We start from the raw sequence: 18,616 nt of genomic DNA, 5'->3' as shown, positions 1-18,616 counted from the left end.
AAGATAAATTAACGTAAGATAAATTAACGTAAGATAAATTAACGTAAGATAAATTAACGTAAGATAAATTAACGTAAGATAAATTAACGTAAAATGAGTGAAAAATAGTCTGTCTATGACAGTAGTCATCCACTTGACTATATAAATTTAAGGAGGTTGTAATGAAGAAATCTGTGTATCAGGCTATACGATTATTCCTTTTTTCATTATTACTCCCTCTTTTAGGTCTTATTATTAACTCTCTTAAATCACTCAGTTGGGAAATTGTTTATGACTCACCCTTTTTACTCATTGTTATAGCTCACGTATTTGGTTTAACAAGACTTGTACTTTACTCGATCGTTGTCAATCAAAAAACACTCGAAAACTTAGGAGTTTGTAAAACCATTGCCATAGCGCTTATCGCACCAGCCATTGATTTATTTATATTACAAGAGTCTCCTCAACAATTGGGTAGTAGCTGGACTTATACGTACATTACATTTTTTGTTACTCTTGAATGTATTCCAACTATAATTCCAATCATTGTTAAAGAGTTTTTACGAAGAAGAAACCAAAAGCACAAAGCCTAAAATACACCCACATAATCAACCCTTGACATCAACACTATAGTCTCGACGTACGTAGAGCCCTTTGCTCAAAGAAGAAGAAAACAGTCTTACAAAACCTTATGCGTCTACTGCGGTTCTTTTCCATTGGTGCTGCTTGATAACGAGAACAATATCTGTAAGCACAACGCCAACGACTACGCTTACCCATACCAAACTCGGTGTAAGCAGCCAAGCGAGAACACCGAAAATCAGCAGTCTAAGAAGTACAACAATAACCAAGAAAGGCCAACTTTTTGTTAAGCATTTCTGTTGATCAGCCTTCAATGCGCCCATCAGAACCATAATCGCAGCCGCCGCGCAAGAAAATAGCATATTGCCGAAGAACATGACGAGCAGCGTTCGCCATCCAACGATAGTACCAAGCATCCACCATTGCAGCATCAATGCAAGCAAAAATGTGACAACATCGCATACTGCTTCCATCAGCATATTCGCAACAATTAACGAGGAGAACGTTAGAGACACACCTCTAGAAGTGTCTGTTTCACCTGCGCTCGCATGCTGTAATGCAATCATGTTTCTCACCTCGGCGCGCTTTACGCGCTCTTCTTCAAGCATTTGAACGCCAAGCTCAACCGATTTCTTTGAAGCTTCCTGTAATTGCGCATCCGTCATACCTGGCTGCCAAGGCTTTTCAAAAACAAACAGCAACACACTAGTAATCGCTGCACCAATAATAATGCTTAGCAACGTGATATCGGAAACAAGCAATAAAGCAATACCATAAGTCACCAGCAGCCTGAGCACAAAATCGATGATTCCTCTGAGTAAATCGCCAGACCTGTCATTCGGTCTACGATGCCCATTCCACTGAAGATACGCTGTGCTTAGCAGCGAAAACACCACAACACTCAACGCGAGTATGACCACAGTTTCCCAACCTAGTACGCGGTGGCCTACGAACTGCTGTACAAGCAGCGCAATAATAAGCGTGCAAATACCAGCAACAGTTTCTGTAATAAGATAACCCCAAAAAGCATCCTTGAAAAGCACTGGCCTTACATTCGTCTCACTCATCATCTTCTCCTAGAAAAAAGCAATTACTGAATATCGTGCTATGATTGCACAGCTTTAATCGCACAAAATATCTAAAAATTACCCTAAATATCTAAAAATCACCCTAAACACCGCTTGAGTGGTCAGTATAGATAAAATTTAATATTTTTCCTATATATTAATCCAATACCTTCTTGTTGTAACGTTTCCTCTTGATAAGCTATTTTTCACTTTGTTTTCTAAAATTCCACCATTATTTTCTATAACTCGTATCGAGCCAATATTATCATCGTCACACGTAATCAAAACCTTATGTAGATTCAAAGTCTCTTTACAATATGTAAGTGCCATAGAAAGCATTTTTGTTCCATAGCCCTTCATACATTCAGATTGTCTAACTTCGTACCCTATGTGACCACCATAGTTAATTAAAAAAGAATTTAATTCATGCCTAATATTAATTTCACCAATAAATTTTTCATTATCTATCAACCAAAATGTAGTGGCTCTAACATAATTTGCAGGTAAATTTATACCATGTTCATAGTTATAAGAACTCTCTATAATTGTCTCAGGGTGATTAAAACGTCTTTCTGCATTCGGCCTGAAAATTTCATCTTCTTCATTTGCCTCTATATAACTTTGGATATATTTACTATCTGGTCTAATTAATCTCATAAGTTCTCCTTATTTTTAACATGTAATCTATTAAAATTAGAATCCATAATAGTCTGTTTAGCTTTCATAGCATTAATATTAAAAAAAAACCATACATACAAGCTTTATTAAAGAAAAAATTTAATTTTTCCAATTAGTACAGGCTTTTCGCATCCATAAAATTTTTCTCTTCCATAAATCACAGCTTTTATTAGAAAAATGCACGATCTGAACAAATGTCAGAACGAAAACGCAAACTATCACAGCACACTAAATATTTTGCCCTTTATGACTTGATGACATGTATTTTACGCACCGCGCTTTCCAATCATCTTCACTGATGACGCCAAACATTGGAATAATATCTCGCCAAACGTCGGAAAACAATGAAATATCACGCTTGCGCTTTCGATTATAGTCGATAATTTATCGTTTCTTACGTTTATTTCTATTATAAACGAAGCAAATCACTTATTTCTTTCCAAGCCTCCACGCTTTGAGCACTACTTCTATTACTCCGTAAGTCAATGCGGCCAACGGCCAAACAATCCAACTTCTCCCCCAATCGGACGTAATGAAACTGTAGGCTAAATAAATGCAGACAACTATAAGCCAGTAAGCTTGGAGGAATAACCTAATCTTTACAGGATAGACAATCTTTTTCTTCGGTTGCAGCAAACGGTAATAGGACGAGCGGATAATATTCGCCTGTACGAATAAATAAACAGCTGCTGCCACCAGGGCAATAGCGACAACTACAAAAAAGTCGGATGAAAGTTGATAAAATTTCGGCGCTATATCCGAAATTATAAGAAAAATAAAGGCAACCATACATAAAACGACACCGCTTACCGTACGCAGCACATACGACGGCATGAACCGTTCCAAGCGTTCTTTGAGCACACTGTCAACGCCGTAAGCCGTTTCAAAGTCCTCTTTTTCCAAATATTGATAACGCTTTCCGTGGAAACTCTGAATAATAAAAATAGCTACAGCTACGGTAATAATCGCAACACTGAATGCTAAGCCCATAGTTTTACCGACTTGCGCATTTACTGTGTGAGAAAGCAAAAGATCACTGCAGACCAACGGGATTGCCGCCAGAATACAAAGAAGAACGCCTAGAGCAACATAGGCGGCAAATGATATTCTGTGAGCAATATAAGCGGAGGCTTCTTCCAGCTCAATTATCCGCATGCGAACGCCGGCTTCTTCCTGGCAGGCATTTTCATCTGCGTTGACGTTCTTCCCCATAACATCAATTTCATCTTTTACCAGAAGATCTGTACTAACACCAAACAAACGGCTCAATGCGATTATCCGTTCCATATCCGGGATAGTTTGTGCGCCTTCCCATTTGGAAACAGCTTGGCGACTGACGCCCAATTTGTCCGCCAATTCTTCCTGCGACCAACCGTTTTGTTTACGCAGTTCCAATATTTTATCTGCTAAAATCATAAAAACATCTCCATTTCAAACTAGAATTCATCATGATCATGGTGAAATTATAGCTAAAACAGCAGTTGCGTAGTAGCAAGTTCAGTTGGCAATTGCCGTTAAAAGCGCAATTTCTGCCGACAAATGAGCGCAACCGACCGCCAATTCGTTTTCTTTCATTTTCACACCGCGCTTTCCAATCATCTTCACGAACGCAAGCAAACGCATCCGTTACAGACTGCAAATCTTCGCCCTCATAATACTCAACAAGCAACTTCTTAAACTCAGGAACCTTATTTTCTGAAATAACCAACAAGCCCCTACCATGAGAAATCAAACAGTGTAGGGAACTTTTTTACAATTTTTATACCATTTTGTTCCCCAAAACATAAACAACTAAATTAATAATCACTCGACAGCAAAATAGTCTTAATGCTCATTGCAGAATGAAAGTTAATATTGGGAATATTGTAGGAGTGTAAACATCCAAGACAATTGCAAACAGAGAGTTGTTAATTTTTTTGTACAATAATTTTATCGGTAAATACCTTTAAAAATTCTTTAGAATTACTCCAGCCTGCACCATTGTTTACTTCAGAAAAATCGAACCCAGATATTTCGTCTAAAGCTTTACTACAAACCCATTCATACATTCCAGCCTCTTTGCTTTTATATATTATTAGGAATAATGGTTTCATTACTTTTTTACCCAACAACAAAACACTAATATATTGTTTAGAATACATTACATCGTTATACCATTGTCCTGTCAGCCAATAGAATTTATCTTTGCGCCCCTTTTCACCAATCTCATCGCATAGATTTTGTAATTGTTTAGCCACATACGTGAGAACCTTTTCATCTATGTTTTTTATGAGCAAAGTTTCATCAACACCATTTTTACTTATCTCTTTCCAGTCAACATTTTCATTATTTTCTGAATTTCCTTCATTTCTTGCAGACTTTTGATTTTCTGTTTTTAGCTCTCTATTATTATCGCTAAAATTATTCTGATTCTTACAACCTGAAATAAGTGATATAAGGCAAACTACCATAGTCAAAAAAGCATAATGCTTGATATACTTCATTATTTATACCTCCTCTACAACTTAATCTTTACCTAATTGCGGCTACGATTATCATGTTCAATCTTCACTCTGTTATTCACTATCATCTGCCCAATATTCATTCATCTCGTAGTACAAATCATCTTTGAGTCTAATAAAACTGACGGGATGTAAATTATGGACAAAGAATACAGATCTGCAACCTATAAAATAATTGTAGCTAAAAATCATCCGATAATCCACAGGCTTTTATTCCCATACATAAACAAATGTGTGGCAAAATGAGTACACGCTTTAACGATAGAAGCGAGATATCGCAAAAGGTTTAAGATTGGCTTAATAGCTTGATTTTTGGGAATGAAACCAGCCTAGAAGCCCCCTAGTCTGGTTGTAACGTTTCGTCGATTGACACTCATTTAACTTTTACACTAGCTTATTTCTATATCTTCTAATCGTTCACTTTTTTAATTATCTTTCTTTCTTAATTATTCTCTTTCAGCGCAAGTCCTATAAGCTTATCCGTGTAATCAGCCATAAATAACGGAATATTCAATACATCATCGTCTAGCTTTAGATTGTTAAGCGAGAATCGTATGCGTAATTTCGTTTGATTAGGGAATAATTCTTTAAACTTTTTCAAACTTCTACTATTAATATTTGCTTCAGATTTAACCTCAATAGGGAAAACATCATTTTCTCGTTGAATAAGAAAATCCACTTCATACGGCGGATTCGTTTGAGACCAGTATCTAGGCATCACTTCAAATTGAGTAAGTAGCGCTTGCAAAACATAATTTTCTGTTAAAGCACCCTTAAACTCAGTAAACAGCCTATTACCTTCCGCAAACGCAGTAGGAGCAAGTTGAGCTAATCGCCTTAACAAGCCAACATCTGCCAAATAAATCTTAAAAGCAGATACATCATCATAAGCAGCAATAGGTAAATTTGGCGCAGTACTTCTATAAATTTTATACACCAATTGTGCCGATACTAGCCATTGCAAAGCATCTTCATATTCTCTTGCTCGCGCACCATTTTTAACAACTTTATACAAGAATTTTTTGTTTTCACGCGCAAGTTGAGACGGAATAGAATTCCAAATCATTGATATTTTAGGAAACTCACTAACACTAGGATGTTTCGCAAAATCTCGTTCATAAGCTGTTATAATTTCAAACAACGTTTCTTGCATTGCGTTTACATCTCGCGCTTTAGTCCACATTAAAACTGACTCAGGCATTCCCCCCGTAACATAATACATTTTTAATTTCTCGTATAGAGGATTAAAAAATGCGTCTGGAATCGGCTCTATTTTATCGATTTGTTCAATATACTTCGCTAGATTTTCATCCCCATTAGCAAGCAAAAACTCCGTGAAAGTCATTGGGTGTATTTGCATAAAATTAACTTTTCCAACTGGGAATGAAGATGGTTTTGCAAGCGTTATTCCAAGCAATGATCCAGCGCAAGCAACATGATATTGCGGAGCGTTTTCACAAAAATATTTCATAGAGTTTATTACTTCTGGGCAGTCTTGAACCTCGTCAAATATGATCAGCGTATTTTCTGCTTCGATTTTTTGACCACTTGCAAGCATTAGGTTTTGTAAAATTCGCTCCACATTTTTAGTGGTTTCAAAGAATTGCTTATATTCTTTGTTTTCGTCGAAGTTAAAATAAGCAATATTTTTGTAGTAAAGCTTACCAAATTCTTTTAGTATCCAAGTTTTACCAACTTGACGCACGCCTTTTAATATCAACGGTTTACGATACGGTGAGTTCTTCCATGCTAAAAGTTTGCTCATAATCAGCCTTTTCATGATTACTCACCTTTCACCTGGCATTACGCTATTAAATATTGCAACCGTATTAGCGCTTGACTATTTCTACGCGTAGTTGCACTGTTGTTCTGTTATATTTTGCGTTATCTTTTATCGTATATCACATTATTATATATGTTTTGGTGCATTTAATCACATTATTATGCGCATTGAGCAACGCTCAGAGTAAAAACACGGAAAAGAAACGCAGCAAAAAGAATTACTCCGCGCACTAAATATTTTGCCCTTTATGATTTGATGACATGTATTTTACGCACCGCGCTTTCCAATCATCCTCACCAACGCAAGCAAACGCATCCGTTACAGACTGCAAACCTAAACTTTTAACATACTTACAAGCAATGCTAAAACTATTATCAATACTAATCTCTTCACTTACTAGCAGACTATACTTTGCATACACAGCAAGGTTCGCAGAGCCAATATCATCAAATAGAAAAGGATTCATATCACTTAAAAATGAAGTCAATTCTTCACTTTTATTTTCTTTCCAATAATGATTTAACGCGTAATAAATCATAGAAAACAATTCAAACTTATTCACAACTATTCCCCCCCCCACGGATCATTATTTAATCCTGTCCTATCATGACCCATTAGTTTTTTCTCACTATGCTAGTCCAATCTTCATATTCAACAAATTGAGTTTTCAAAAAATATAGTTAATAAATGCCTTAATTATAATTAACAAATAAGCACACTAACAGCCCACAAAAAGCGCGTTATTTGTTCGTCAATGCGCCTAATTCCAGTCCTACAAATAACACATAAACCAACAACGAAAAGCTATAATCTAAATAGTGATTAAACTTTTGCTTTCATATGCTTGCGTATGCTTGCAACTATTTTGTAAAATAAGCACAGAAAGGATGCAAACACAATGACAAACACGAACGCTGTATATGCAAGAATCGATACAAATCTTAAAGAAAACGCTGAAAGCATATTGAGCCAACTTGGAATAACACCATCTTCAGCAATACAAATGCTTTACAGCCAGATTGTTTTACAAAAAGGCATGCCATTTGAACTCCGCTTGCCAACTAATAAGCCTACTGCTTTAGGCAGCTTAACAAGAGCCGAGTTGGATAAAGAATTACAAAAAGGCATCGACTCACTTTCGACTGGTAAACAATACAGTGCAGATGAAGTAGACCAATTCTTCGCTAAGGAATACGGCGTATGAGCACAACCTATAGCGTCATTTATTCTCCGCAAGCGTTCCTTGACCTCACCGAGCTATACGAATACATTCGCTTTAATTTACAAGTTCCTAAAACGGCGGAAAAACAAGTCAACCGCATTAAGCATGCTATACGTTCTCTTGAGACTATGCCTATGCGATATCAGCTTGTTGATTGGGAGCCGTGGTATTCTAAAGGAATACGCAGAGTTCCAGTCGACAACTACACTGTTTTCTACCAAGTAGACGAAAACCAAATAACTGTAACAGTTATTCGCATATTCTACTCAGGCAGAAACATCGAAAATATTATCAACAACAAATAATGAAAATTCGACAATATGTGACATATCTTTCTAAAAGCCCAATGTAACGTTTTATATAGTCAAAATCATGACTTGATGCCAATGAACTTTTTTGACGCATAGCTCAAATAATTTCAATAGACTAGCCAGATGCAAAGAATATGCATTTTTATATGTGCGCAAAAATCGAATTTCATTTCTTATGATCAACTGTCATGTAAAAACACTAAAAGCATGTACAAAAGCCGGAAAATAAAAATCAGAAGAATGCGGAAAACAAAACTGAAAACCACATTCTTCTGACCAATTCCCAACCAACTACCAGTTCTTACTTATCACGCAACTTACCAACTTGCGTAAATTCCTTATCCCCAACACACATCTTCTTATCAGTGAACTTTACTCGCATCATTCTGCTAATAATATACTCATCTGTTATCAGCACAAAAAATTGCTTTTCTTTTTTATTCACCAAGTAATACTGTTCACTGCCAATACTCTCTACCGCTTTACCGAATGCAAACGTATCAAACAAAGGAATATCACTGAACAAAGTAGTGATACACCCGATAAAATTATCCATAAACTTTTCAGACGAATTTGGAATAAACTTCGTCACCGTGAGCATAATAATTTCAGCGTCTGCATATTCATCGCGAATAATTTGTTCCTTCATCTTGATTTTCTTACGAACACTCAATTTTTCATTAAGACCATACTTCGCTAAATCAATAGGCTTCTTAACGATTGACAAATCAATAGCATTGTCTTTATCCAACAAATGGTCGACAGTAACACCCAGCGCATCCGCAATCACCTTCAAATTTGCAACATCCGGCAGACCGCGACCACCTTCCCACTTCGCTACCGCAGCACGCGAAACCATAATCATTTCAGCAAGTTCTTCCTGAGTTAAACCCGCTTCCACGCGCGCATTTCTGATTTTTTCTCCTAACAACATCGTATAACTCCTTTCATTGGCTATGAGCTTTCGTTCTTAACGATTATTTGTTTTGCTCGTAATGCAATTAATAATCGCAATGCGTAATTACATGCTAACGAGCAACATATGAATAGAAAAGGAACGAACGAGAACACAAACGTTACGAATCGTAACATGGCATTTTCTTAGCACACGCGCACATAATTATGTGAAAATAGCTGTTTCAAAAGAAATTTATACAAAACTAACAGAGAACGTACAAAATCCAAGGTGCACGAGCCATACAACACAACGCGCCGAAGACCGATATTCACCTCATTGCTCTGCTCTCATTCATGCCAATCCCCAACAACGAACGTACAGAACAAGGCAACGGAAACATACGTTTGTTGTCAAGCACATGTTTGGATATATAACACAGAAAGCGAACAGTTTCAGAGTCCAGAAGGAAAAGTTTCATTGTATCCAAGAGTTAAGAAACTAGAAATAATGTTTATGTAACAATCTCTTGCCATAATAGCGGGATTCATTAATATCTTTCATCTGAAATTATATGCTCTATTCCACTATGCTCCGATTTAAGATATTCTTTCATAAATGTAGGGTAAGCCTTGAACTTATCAAGCTCATCTATAGGTAACCAATGCATTGTCTCTTTAGCACCTGACTCTGTAGTGCTTTGACTCGTAAAATCTCTTTTGCCCATGGACTTCATCAAGTAGTAGAGTGTAAGCTCATGGAAGTCTACTCCTTTTAAGCCAGAGCTGCCGATGAAGAAGTGCTCGTGTATGACAGCAAGGTGATCTACTTCATAATTAAGACCTGTCTCTTCAAATACTTCTCTCTTTACAGCTTCTTCTGATGTCTCACCCATGTGAACCGCTCCGCCAACTGAGTAGTAATAGTCGTCCTCATCATTTCCTGCAAATAGCACACAACCTTCTTCTACTATGATGGCTGCTGCTCTATATCTAAATGCTTTTTTATCGTTAATAAATCCGCAATTATGCTCCATAACTTTTTCCACTATAATTTTCCTCTTTTCTATTCTTTTGATCCATTTGATTTTGTTTAATTTTATCCTCTTGACATCAACACAATACTCTCGACGTGGATTGAGTTAACGTGTAGTATATCTACACTTTTTTGAGTGCACACTATGGATAGTGGGTGCACCTTTTAACGATAGGAAAATATCGCAAAAAGGTTTAAGATAGCTAAACAACCTTACGCAATAATCAATATGCTTCTAGTATTACCCACCCCTATACCCGCTAATAAAATCCTTATTTAATTAACTAAATTCACATATTTATTACCTAAAATCCTATATTTGTTAAAGTACCTTTACGTCGTTGAATCGCCACACCAACATTCCATATGATCACACCAACAATTGCCCACAACGCACCAACAATAAGAATCACAAGTAGCGATACGCCAACATTTACAGAACCATCAACTATACTACGCGATACTTGCGTAACATGAGTTACTGGAATCACGTATAACACGTATTGCATCATCTTAGGAAATACGCTAATTGGAGCAATCACACCACAAACAATAGGAAGTATTGCACTAAGCACGTTAGAAATAGTATAAACATCATTCATCATCATACTTATAGCAGCTATAGCAATACCAAATCCCGTAGAAGCAACAGGAACAATAAGGAACAACAGCATCAACGCACTCATATTAATCACAAAGAAAGCACTCGGGCTTACTACAAGCATTGTTATAAACAAAGTCACAGCATCACTCACCAAAGAAATAGTCACGAGCGCAATAATACGACCGAACCATAATGGTAATGCAACTTTTGCGCTTGTAAGCACGAATGGTGTTGTGCCTTCAAAACGATCCCACGCTAGTGCTTCTGACACAGTCATACTTGTGGAAATAGAACACGCACCCATAACAGCAGCAAGAGTTGATGCAATCAAACTATGATTAAAACCCGCGCTAGTCGCATAACTAGCTGCTCCATTGAAGCCTCCGATTACAGCTCCAGCTAGAAAAACGTATAAGAACGTGGATAAAAGAGGCTCAACAATCATACGGATAACAGCAGTATTCCAACTATTTAAGCTAGGTATACTCTGTATACTCACTCTTGCACCAGTTCGTATACTAGATAAAACGCTTACGTGACCATACTGAGAATATTGATTATATTGATGCAATTCAGCGTACTTATTATTTTGAATAATTTTATTTCGCATAGTTTCAACCTGATTATCATTTCGTATCATATTATGTTCAAACTTCCATTAAGCGTTGCAAGTCGAATAGCATGACGTAACATAAAACCTGCAATAACAAGCAAAACGCTGGATAATACAACGCATAACACAATCGCTAACACAGTAGTAGCATTAAACGATTGCGCATGAGCCACCCACACTGCAGACGTGAGCGGATGAATAAACGCAATAACGCGAGCTGGCAATGGCATTGATTCTACAGGTATCACTATTCCACAAAGCATCCATACAGGAATTAAAATCAAACCTTCATAAACTGTAGCTTTACGGCATAATACAAAAATTCCAGATAATAATGCAGCAGAAGCTACGCAAGCGAGCATAGAAAGTAAGTATCCAACTAACTGCATGAATGTTATCATAAAGAACCCATGGCAGAAAACAGCAACGGTAATAATCGCAAGCGGCATACCGATACAACCAAGTAAAGCTGCGGATCCTACAATAGGAAGAAACACTGCAGAAGGTGAGATAACACTTAAAGTTAAATATTGCAATGTTCCTAAATAACGCTGGTATCCAATAATTCCAACAGCAGTAGTTGTAGCAGACCATAATCCAGCTATAGAAGAATCAACCCAAATATTATTAAGACAATTAGCGCAATCATGATAAAAACCATAGTATGCAACAATTTTCATCAACGCAAAACATACTGGAGCAAGTATCGCATTTTGCAAGAAAAACGTTGTTTTCGCTAAACTTTTAAGCTGAAACCACAAGCCACGAATCACAAAAGCATATGAACGAGTAGAAGTATTCATATTAAACCTCCTACTTACTTAATGGGAGTAAGGACGGTGAAGAAGACGGCGTAGAAGACGGCGTAACAGAAGAAGAAATATTTGATGCAGAAATATTGTCATTTTGAACAATAGCAAGATACGTTTCTTCCAAACTTGCAGCGCGATCACCTAAACGTGTAATCCCATCAACAGGAATCTTAATATTCCGTTCTTGAGATAATGTTTTACTCCACGCGATAGTAATATTTAACACTCCATGCGATTCAAAAACATCACACCACAACACTCCATCAAGTTTTTGCAATTCTTCCTTAACACTAGGAGTTCCGCTTGATGCTTCACCGTCATACGCGTACATTGTTACATGATCAATATGCTGCAAAGAAGCCAACTGCTGCACACTTCCCTGAGCGATAACATTACCGTGATTTATTACAGCAACAGTATCAGCTAATTTTTCAGCCTCACTCATCTCATGCGTAGTTAGCAAAATCGCTATTCCTTGATCTCGTAAAGCATGAATAATTTCACGTACTTTCCTAGCATTTTCAGGATCCAAACCAGTGGTAGGCTCATCTAAAAGCATAAGATCCGTTCTAGCAACCAGCGATCGAGCAATATGCAATCGCTGCCACATTCCCCTTGAAAAAGTTTGAACAGCATCATGAGCTTTATCAAGTAAATCAACTTGCTCAAGAGCATCGTGAATACGCTTACCTTGCTCCCTATATGGAACAGCGGAAAGATCAGCAAAATAACGAAGATTATCTAATGCACTTAGCCTTTGATAAAATCCTCGCTCACCTCCAAGAAGTAACGACACGTGCTTACGTGCTTCTCGAGGATTACTCACAGCATCAATACTGGCAATACGAACACTACCACTATCAGGAGCTAACAACGTGCCAACAATTTTCACGGTAGTTGTTTTACCTGCACCATTCGGGCCAAGCAAGCAAAATATTTCACCAGAATGAATATCAAAAGATACGTTATGTAAAACTTGGCGAGTTGTTTTCTTATGACCGAATCCACGAGAATAAGATCTTGTTACATTATCAATACGCAATATTAAGTTGCTAGTTGACTGCTTATTATTGTTATCGCGACTATTAGTTGCGTCTTCTATATTATTATTCATTATTATTGCTTCGTTCTTACTTGTTATTAAAGCTTAATTTTTACTGTTATTAAACCTTAATTCTTACTGTTATTGAATAAATTTCAACAATGAAAATCAGTTAGATAAAAAGATAACGCTTACTTACAAGAACGATAAGAACGCGCAAAAACATGCAAAAACGTGCAAAAACCACAGAAAAACCAGCGCGCATGTGCAAACATAATGACAAAACATCATGCGCAATGCGTGTTTAATACTGCTAAAGAATATGTATCTTAAGCTGTTTTATGTGCTTTTATATGCCTTTCAAACCGTTCTTAAGACCAGCGATTATTGGGGCAGTCATAGCGCAACACCTCATAAACTTAAATGTGCTTTACGTGGAAAATTATATATGTTTTGGTGAATTTAATCAAATAATTATACGTATTGAGCAGTGCTGAGCATAAAACATGAAAAATACACGCAGCAAAAGAATTGCTGCACACACTAAATATTTTGTTGGTTTTTGTGACTAGATGACATGTATTTCACACACCGCGCTTTCCAATCGTCCTCACGAACGCAACTCACAGTACTTTTGGATTTTTAATATTCATCAAAATTAATCACTTTATCGAATACATCACAATTAGTTTGTGCGTGCAACACAACTACAAGCTTGTTATTCCTCGTTTTAGCACATCTGATAGCTTGCATGATTATTTCACGTTCACTACATCCATCAGCATCAGTTACACTTTTGAACGTCTCATCCAACATAATAACAGTTCGCTGTTGAGAACCAATAAATTTTGTGAGCGACGTGAAATCTGGAGCAACAATAGCACCGTTATCATCAAATAAGTAATCTTCAATCAGCATACAATTCTGAGTATTGTTATGATCAAACCAATCTCGTAACAATACTGATTTACCAGCACCACTAGCACCAATAATAGCAACTGAAGAAATACCACTATCGGCAATGGTCTTACTAAGATTTTGGTATGCTAATTCATTCCTCTTATACGCTTGCTGCTTACGCTCATAATTTTCCAAACTGAAAACTCGTTGAGCAGTCTGAGTTAAAACTCCTGAATCTTGCAAAGTTTCAATCACATTTTCCAAGCTTGACGACAGCATTACCACAAAATACAACACGGCACTAGCAGAAGCAAAATTCATTGATGATACTGTAAGCATATAAAGTATTGAAAATTCCAACACTAAAGAAAGACTTTGCATCATGCAATTTCTCACTGTGTAAATATTGATGAAACGACGCATACGCTGCCAATACTTATTTTCTGACGAAACATAATGATACTTGCGAGAACTATCAAAAATAGCACCTTGCGGTAAGCTTTGCGTTGATAATAACGACGATAATGCTCCTAAGAACTTATCGCGATATTGTGCTTGTTTATCCGCAGCCGTATTAAGTAATCGCGAACCGGCATACCATATGAGACAAGATAACGGCACCATAATAATCATTATGTATACGTACTGCGGTACTGCAGCAATTGTAATAGCAAGAACTATTACTGTTTGAACAATAATAAAAATAACGTGTGCAATAGCACTAGGAATACTCATCTGTAAGTCAGAAAAATCATCCCCAAGTCTACCTAAAACATCACCTTTATTATCAATATTTGAATACTTATGCAAACGCATAATTAAACGATTATGCAGTTTTGTAAGCCGCACAATTGGCACAGCATATACAGGAAAATTAAGAGCAATAATACCAACGACAATAAGCAAACTTGCAAACAATGCAGAAGACTGAAGCATATTTAAGTTGGTGTTCGTAGCAATATTCTCTACAAACATTAACTCAGCAAGAACTATAAGTACCGTTGCTATAGGCAAACAAACAATACTAGCGGAGAACAATTCTCGCACAGTTCTAATGAACTTACCACGTGATCCTGCACCTGTAGGAATTTTCGATTCCACACAATCCGCTTGCATAGTTTTATCACTACAAGTATTCTGCAAATAATTTTCCTCAACCACACTATGCGTGACTTGCTTAGAGTTGTTACCATAAAACACACAAGGAATATACTCTGGGTTACGTGCGAATAAAACAATATGCCGAACTTGAGAACTTAGCATGGCTTGTGAAACTGTTTCTCGAAGCTCTGGATTTAACACAGAAAACACGTCATCAAGCACCAAATATTCCACGTCTTGAGCAAACGCCATAGCAAGCACCACGCGTTGACGCTCACCAACAGATAACGTTTCAGGATTATGCAAAAACCTATCCGCAACCTCACGCGACACATTAAATAAACGCAAGAAGTTTTCATACTTCCGACGAGTATCATCACTCGCAATATCAAACCAAGCTTCAATAAGCCCCTGCGACATAATAGGATTACAAGGCACCAATATTTTACTACTGCTAACAATAGAATCATACGCATTCAACGCCGAGCCAGCTTCTTTAGACAAAAGAGCGAACTTATTATCAAACACAACAGAATCAGAAATATTAGTAGCATCCGCACGAGTATTATTCATAGCATTTTGCTCTAATTGCACTAAATCCTTGTCCATTGGAAGAGCAAGTCGGATCACGCGATAATTCACAATATTATTCTGCATGGCACCATACAAATATTTAATCGCGAAAAGAATTCCAACATTAAACAACGCATTTGGAAAAATGGTTACATGAACAAGAACAACACCAGCAAGCAGTAATGTCAACCCACCTTGCTCAACAATATTACTCAATAATTGAGGAAATATGCGTTTATACAACACTCTTTCTTCTGCTTTACGCGCATCTTCAATCGCCGTAATACCAACATTATAACGATACACTCTTGAAGCGTGAGGAAGTTTATCAATAATTTTACTGAGAAGATTACGACGTTTACCTTCTAAATCCACATAGTTCTTCCACAATACACCAATCCAACGTATAAGGAACAAATTACCAACACATAAGAGAACTAATAGTAAAACCGCTACAATACTATTCTCGTGATATTGAACAACACAGATAGCAAAAAGAATAATAAACTGCAATATTGATAACACAAAATCAACACCATAAGCTATCTGACTTATCTGATTCGGATATGTTAATGCCGAAGACTGCAATGTTTCATCATCATTATTCTGAACAGATAAACGCACAAAACGATGGAAAGTAAGCTGCCGAAACAAAGCTATAAGAAGCATCTCACAACGATCTTTAGCAATAAAACCCAATGCTTGTAAGAAGAAAGATAATGCCAACTTAAACGCAACAGACCCTTCAAGCAGCGTCGAAGCAGAATGTAAAGATCCCATCGTATAAATAAGCAGCAACATTCCAGCAAGCTGTATCAAACCAGTAATAAAAACTGATAACACCTGCGGCATAAGAACTATAAAATATACTAAAGCACCTTTTGTACGTTGATGATTCGCAACGAACGAATCATAACGAGATACAACCCTATTTAACATATATCTCCAACATACATATTCATTCCAAACCCTCTAATCTACAAGTTTCATTAACTAATTCATCATCAAGGAAACGCTTCAAATTGAGTGCAAAATACTACTATTTCTTCTTATAACCTACAGCAACATTACCTGTTTTATTAAGTCCTGGTACTTTAAGAACATCAGAGCCTGGCTTGTCTTTTAAATCAAATTTCCCAACTAAAAATAAAGCTTTAAGTCCTGGACCAGGTAAATTGAACGATGAGTCAACTAGTTTAATACGCTTACCGCCAAGAGTGGCTTTAGACAAATCATAATGAGAATCAAGAATATCTCGTGACGCAAAGAGATACAACTCATCTTTATTCATATAGTTTTCTGGTATACGAAACTCTTCCCGAGACACAGCTACTGTTTCCCAATGATACGACGCAAGCTCCGCCTTCTCCTCATCATCAGCACATCCCGCAAGAGAGAAGAGAGAGCCTAGCAGCAGAAGCATAACAAGACAACTTTGAAAAATGGTTTTACAAAAAATAGTTTTATTCCTCATAACACTACTAGCCTCCTTTTCGTTAACACGACTTTGTATCAAATGATTATAAAACAGACTATTAAGTAAACAAGATCTCCCATTCTCTCTGATTACTGTAATAATCTTAATAAATATTCTATTTTTTTTATTAATTTGTCTAGACTATCGACACTAATCTCTTCACTTACTAGCAAACTATACTCTTTCATAAACAGCAAGATTCGAAAAAACAGAATAACCAACATCATCGCACGCGTTTAACGCTTCCAACAACATTCCCTCATAAACGAAGCGATCACCTGCAAATCTTCACCTTCATAATACCCAACAAGCAACTTCTTAAACTCAGGAACATTATTTTCTGTAATAACCAACAAGCCTTTACCATGAGAAATCAAATAATGATTCACAAAATCACAGAAGCCCTCTTATTCCCTCTAAAAATATCTGCGACTTCATAAAATAAACGCATAATCCAATCACAATAGTAGAAAGCCTCACTCCGCGAGGAACTATCACGAAGTGAGACTTTCTACTATCCAGCATCTAACTATTCAATTATTAAAACTGATCAACATTAATTAGCACACTGAATTACTCGCCGTCACGTCGAGAATTATCACGATGCTTTTTGACGAAGAATGTTGTAGCAGTAGCAACCATTGCCGTCGTAAACACTCCCACCGCAGACATAATAGCAACAAATCTGTTAGACGCTGACGACTTGCTCGACTCGGCAGCCTTGCTGGAATTCTTAGTAGATTCAGAAGACTTGGAGTTAGAGTTTGCCTTGGCATTTTCCCTTGCCTTTGCTTTACGCTTGGCTTCAGCATTATTCTTACTAGCGTTAGCACCAGCTTTTACACTAGTCGCTTTAGATCCGTTTGCTTTAGAGCCAGCAGTTTTAGAACCGCTTGGCTTAGAATCAGGCGCTTTATTATCTTTAGCCTTATTGGTTTTAGCAGGCTTCGAATTAGAGTTAGAACTATTCTTAGCATGTGTTTTATGCGTTTGACCGTTCTTACGCTGAGCTGACGGAGAGTTTTTGGAGCCCGCACCATTCTCAGCACCCGCACTACCCTCGGCGACAGTACCAGTACCATAATTGGTGCCTTCTGTATTAAAGTCATTACCAAAGTTGTTTAAGCCCGTAGACTGACTGTTGGTACCTTCGCCATTTGAACCTGTAGTCGAACCACCAGTGCTTCCAGGATTAAACCAAGGATACACACTCGGATTTACTACACCAGGATTCACACCACTCGGATTGGTATCGCTTCCTGGTGTTTCAGTTCCGCCTTGTCCTGGCGTCACAGTTCCGCCCTGTCCTGGCGTCACAGTTCCACCTTGTCCTGGCGTCACAGTTCCGCCCTGTCCTGGCGTCACAGTTCCGCCTTGTCCTGGCGTCACAGTTCCACCTTGTCCTGGTGTCACAGTTCCAGTTCCTGGTGTTTCAGTTCCG

General features: G+C 37.4%; 19 protein-coding genes. 3 read left to right on the top strand and 16 right to left on the bottom strand.

Going from position 1 to position 18,616, the window contains the following annotated elements:
- The coding region (locus AC1EKB_RS06170; RefSeq protein WP_481249144.1) for a pentapeptide repeat-containing protein at nucleotides 1-133 on the bottom strand (133 nt) is incomplete at its 3' end.
- A gap of 28 nt (nucleotides 134-161) precedes the next feature.
- On the opposite strand from AC1EKB_RS06170, the gene AC1EKB_RS06165 reads away from it, so the two are divergent.
- On the top strand, nucleotides 162-572 hold the full coding sequence (locus tag AC1EKB_RS06165; protein WP_481249142.1) for a hypothetical protein: 411 nt from the start codon (nucleotides 162-164) through the stop codon (nucleotides 570-572).
- Nucleotides 573-668: 96 nt separating this feature from the next.
- Here AC1EKB_RS06165 and AC1EKB_RS06160 read toward each other — a convergent pair whose 3' ends face one another.
- The 7 genes from AC1EKB_RS06160 to AC1EKB_RS06130 all read right to left on the bottom strand — a co-directional run bounded on the left by AC1EKB_RS06160 (nucleotide 669) and on the right by AC1EKB_RS06130 (nucleotide 7,152).
- Complete coding sequence (locus AC1EKB_RS06160) at nucleotides 669-1,628, bottom strand: hypothetical protein (protein ID WP_481249141.1); 960 nt, start codon at nucleotides 1,626-1,628, stop codon at nucleotides 669-671.
- 150 nt (nucleotides 1,629-1,778) lie between these two features.
- The gene (locus AC1EKB_RS06155; RefSeq protein WP_481249140.1) at nucleotides 1,779-2,285 is read right to left on the bottom strand and encodes a GNAT family N-acetyltransferase; all 507 of its coding nucleotides are present in this window, start codon (nucleotides 2,283-2,285) and stop codon (nucleotides 1,779-1,781) included.
- A gap of 450 nt (nucleotides 2,286-2,735) precedes the next feature.
- Nucleotides 2,736-3,722, bottom strand: a complete 987-nt coding sequence (locus tag AC1EKB_RS06150) for a helix-turn-helix domain-containing protein (protein ID WP_481249139.1) — start codon at nucleotides 3,720-3,722, stop codon at nucleotides 2,736-2,738.
- Nucleotides 3,706-4,014, bottom strand: coding sequence for a hypothetical protein (locus tag AC1EKB_RS06145; RefSeq protein WP_481249145.1), 309 nt, complete (start codon nucleotides 4,012-4,014; stop codon nucleotides 3,706-3,708). The genes AC1EKB_RS06150 and AC1EKB_RS06145 overlap by 17 nt, the downstream gene beginning before the upstream one ends.
- Nucleotides 4,015-4,213: 199 nt before the next feature.
- A complete protein-coding gene (locus AC1EKB_RS06140; RefSeq protein ID WP_415693964.1) occupies nucleotides 4,214-4,789 on the bottom strand; it encodes a hypothetical protein in 576 nt (191 codons plus the stop codon).
- Nucleotides 4,790-5,249: 460 nt separating this feature from the next.
- Nucleotides 5,250-6,587, bottom strand: coding sequence for an ATP-binding protein (locus AC1EKB_RS06135; RefSeq protein WP_415693963.1), 1,338 nt, complete (start codon nucleotides 6,585-6,587; stop codon nucleotides 5,250-5,252).
- A 232-nt stretch (nucleotides 6,588-6,819) separates the two neighbouring features.
- Nucleotides 6,820-7,152: a hypothetical protein gene (locus AC1EKB_RS06130; protein WP_481249138.1), complete on the bottom strand. Its 333-nt coding sequence runs from the start codon at nucleotides 7,150-7,152 to the stop codon at nucleotides 6,820-6,822.
- 336 nt (nucleotides 7,153-7,488) lie between these two features.
- Between AC1EKB_RS06130 and AC1EKB_RS06125 the strand changes: the two genes are divergently transcribed.
- Nucleotides 7,489-7,794 carry a type II toxin-antitoxin system RelB/DinJ family antitoxin gene (locus AC1EKB_RS06125; RefSeq protein WP_481249137.1) on the top strand — a complete coding sequence of 102 codons (306 nt, stop codon included), beginning with the start codon at nucleotides 7,489-7,491 and terminating at the stop codon, nucleotides 7,792-7,794.
- Nucleotides 7,791-8,117, top strand: a complete 327-nt coding sequence (locus tag AC1EKB_RS06120) for a type II toxin-antitoxin system RelE/ParE family toxin (protein WP_481249136.1) — start codon at nucleotides 7,791-7,793, stop codon at nucleotides 8,115-8,117. The genes AC1EKB_RS06125 and AC1EKB_RS06120 overlap by 4 nt, the downstream gene beginning before the upstream one ends.
- A 307-nt stretch (nucleotides 8,118-8,424) precedes the next feature.
- Here AC1EKB_RS06120 and AC1EKB_RS06115 read toward each other — a convergent pair whose 3' ends face one another.
- The 8 genes from AC1EKB_RS06115 to AC1EKB_RS06080 all read right to left on the bottom strand — a co-directional run.
- Nucleotides 8,425-9,057, bottom strand: a complete 633-nt coding sequence (locus AC1EKB_RS06115) for a helix-turn-helix domain-containing protein (RefSeq protein ID WP_415693958.1) — start codon at nucleotides 9,055-9,057, stop codon at nucleotides 8,425-8,427.
- Between the two features lie 511 nt (nucleotides 9,058-9,568).
- Complete coding sequence (locus tag AC1EKB_RS06110) at nucleotides 9,569-10,054, bottom strand: NUDIX hydrolase (RefSeq protein ID WP_481249143.1); 486 nt, start codon at nucleotides 10,052-10,054, stop codon at nucleotides 9,569-9,571.
- A gap of 304 nt (nucleotides 10,055-10,358) precedes the next feature.
- The gene (locus AC1EKB_RS06105) at nucleotides 10,359-11,297 is read right to left on the bottom strand and encodes an ABC transporter permease (protein WP_481249135.1); all 939 of its coding nucleotides are present in this window, start codon (nucleotides 11,295-11,297) and stop codon (nucleotides 10,359-10,361) included.
- Complete coding sequence (locus tag AC1EKB_RS06100; RefSeq protein ID WP_481249134.1) at nucleotides 11,294-12,073, bottom strand: ABC transporter; 780 nt, start codon at nucleotides 12,071-12,073, stop codon at nucleotides 11,294-11,296. The genes AC1EKB_RS06105 and AC1EKB_RS06100 overlap by 4 nt, the downstream gene beginning before the upstream one ends.
- A gap of 10 nt (nucleotides 12,074-12,083) precedes the next feature.
- Nucleotides 12,084-13,196, bottom strand: coding sequence for an ABC transporter ATP-binding protein (locus AC1EKB_RS06095; protein ID WP_481249133.1), 1,113 nt, complete (start codon nucleotides 13,194-13,196; stop codon nucleotides 12,084-12,086).
- Nucleotides 13,197-13,766: 570 nt separating this feature from the next.
- Nucleotides 13,767-16,637, bottom strand: a complete 2,871-nt coding sequence (locus AC1EKB_RS06090) for an ATP-binding cassette domain-containing protein (RefSeq protein WP_481249132.1) — start codon at nucleotides 16,635-16,637, stop codon at nucleotides 13,767-13,769.
- Nucleotides 16,638-16,737: 100 nt separating this feature from the next.
- Nucleotides 16,738-17,172, bottom strand: a complete 435-nt coding sequence (locus AC1EKB_RS06085; protein WP_481249131.1) for a hypothetical protein — start codon at nucleotides 17,170-17,172, stop codon at nucleotides 16,738-16,740.
- A gap of 576 nt (nucleotides 17,173-17,748) precedes the next feature.
- On the bottom strand, nucleotides 17,749-18,616 hold an 868-nt coding region (locus AC1EKB_RS06080), incomplete at its 5' end, for a hypothetical protein (protein ID WP_481249130.1).

It is taken from the genome of Gardnerella sialicivorans subsp. sialicivorans (genome assembly GCF_056746795.1).
The sequence above is the reverse complement of the archived record's forward strand: the minus strand, read 5'-3'. Positions and strand labels throughout refer to the sequence as shown.

Bases quoted from the DNA above. Each gene is read 5' to 3' on its own strand.
- AC1EKB_RS06090 (WP_481249132.1), bottom strand. From the start codon at position 16,637: ATGTTAAATAGGGTTGTATCTCGTTATGATTCGTTCGTTGCGAATCAT.
- AC1EKB_RS06115 (WP_415693958.1), bottom strand. From the start codon at position 9,057: ATGTTGTTAGGAGAAAAAATCAGAAATGCGCGCGTGGAAGCGGGTTTA.
- AC1EKB_RS06135 (WP_415693963.1), bottom strand. From the start codon at position 6,587: ATGAAAAGGCTGATTATGAGCAAACTTTTAGCATGGAAGAACTCACCG.
- AC1EKB_RS06105 (WP_481249135.1), bottom strand. From the start codon at position 11,297: ATGATACGAAATGATAATCAGGTTGAAACTATGCGAAATAAAATTATT.
- AC1EKB_RS06150 (WP_481249139.1), bottom strand. From the start codon at position 3,722: ATGATTTTAGCAGATAAAATATTGGAACTGCGTAAACAAAACGGTTGG.
- AC1EKB_RS06085 (WP_481249131.1), bottom strand. From the start codon at position 17,172: ATGAGGAATAAAACTATTTTTTGTAAAACCATTTTTCAAAGTTGTCTT.
- AC1EKB_RS06095 (WP_481249133.1), bottom strand. From the start codon at position 13,196: ATGAATAATAATATAGAAGACGCAACTAATAGTCGCGATAACAATAAT.
- AC1EKB_RS06165 (WP_481249142.1), top strand. From the start codon at position 162: ATGAAGAAATCTGTGTATCAGGCTATACGATTATTCCTTTTTTCATTA.
- AC1EKB_RS06120 (WP_481249136.1), top strand. From the start codon at position 7,791: ATGAGCACAACCTATAGCGTCATTTATTCTCCGCAAGCGTTCCTTGAC.
- AC1EKB_RS06140 (WP_415693964.1), bottom strand. From the start codon at position 4,789: ATGAAGTATATCAAGCATTATGCTTTTTTGACTATGGTAGTTTGCCTT.
- AC1EKB_RS06110 (WP_481249143.1), bottom strand. From the start codon at position 10,054: ATGGAGCATAATTGCGGATTTATTAACGATAAAAAAGCATTTAGATAT.
- AC1EKB_RS06160 (WP_481249141.1), bottom strand. From the start codon at position 1,628: ATGAGTGAGACGAATGTAAGGCCAGTGCTTTTCAAGGATGCTTTTTGG.
- AC1EKB_RS06125 (WP_481249137.1), top strand. From the start codon at position 7,489: ATGACAAACACGAACGCTGTATATGCAAGAATCGATACAAATCTTAAA.
- AC1EKB_RS06155 (WP_481249140.1), bottom strand. From the start codon at position 2,285: ATGAGATTAATTAGACCAGATAGTAAATATATCCAAAGTTATATAGAG.
- AC1EKB_RS06100 (WP_481249134.1), bottom strand. From the start codon at position 12,073: ATGAATACTTCTACTCGTTCATATGCTTTTGTGATTCGTGGCTTGTGG.